The sequence below is a fragment of the Anaerorhabdus sp. genome, assembly GCF_036657415.1.
Lineage (GTDB): Bacteria > Bacillota_I > Bacilli_A > Erysipelotrichales > Erysipelotrichaceae > Anaerorhabdus.
Genome location: NZ_JAVXGL010000034.1, coordinates 1 through 863, shown reverse-complemented (window position 1 = coordinate 863; position 863 = coordinate 1). Strand labels below are relative to the sequence as shown.

Below are 863 nucleotides of genomic sequence, written 5' to 3'. Positions count from 1 at the left end.
CTTCTTTAGACTCGTACTTACTTATAAATATCAAGAATTCATCTCCACCGAGACGTGAGATATAAACATTTTCTTTTACTTCACTTCGTAGAACTTTTGCGACTGAAATTAACACATCATCACCATGATCATGTCCAAAACAATCATTTACATTTTTAAAACCATCTAAATCCAGCAATATACACGCTTGATTTTCTTGTGTATTGAATAAGTTATCCATAACACTATAAATTGCATTGCGGTTAGGGAGTAGAGTTAATATATCGGTTTTTGCGGATTCTTCAAGACGCTGATAACTTTGACTCAAATTATCAGTCATTTGGTTTACATTTTCGCATACTGATTTAAATTCATCTTTTCCTGAATAAACACAACGTTGAGAGAAATCACCAGATGCAATGTTTTTTATACGTTCACTAATGTATTGTAGAGGATTGATAATATGTTTAACTGCCATTAAACCAATGGAAAGTGAGACAATGATGATAACGCAAGCAGTTGTAAATAAATAAAATAAGAGCTGACTACTTTTCGCATATATTTCAGTATAAGGAATTGCGGATACTACAACCCATCCAGTAGAAGGAATGGTATCGTAATAAGCGTGAATGGATCGATCATGTATTTTGTAGTCAAAGAAATCACTTTCACTAGTTAGTGTGTTATCTTTAATTTGATTAATTAATTTCAATAGATTATCAACTCTGTCTTCGTTTTTTGGAGCCAATTGAACACGATCATCATAATAGTGTGATAATGTATTACCATTATAATCAAGTACATAAAGATAGCCAAGAGTTCCAATTTTAAGTTCCTTAATATAGTGATTAATATAATTGAGATTAATTTTTTGAATGAGAGCA

Annotated in this window: 1 protein-coding gene; it reads right to left on the bottom strand. The window is 31.1% G+C overall.

Annotated features, from left to right (window positions below):
* Nucleotides 1-863 (bottom strand): sensor domain-containing diguanylate cyclase (locus tag RSB60_RS06385; protein ID WP_332615221.1); only part of this gene is annotated, 863 nt, incomplete at both ends.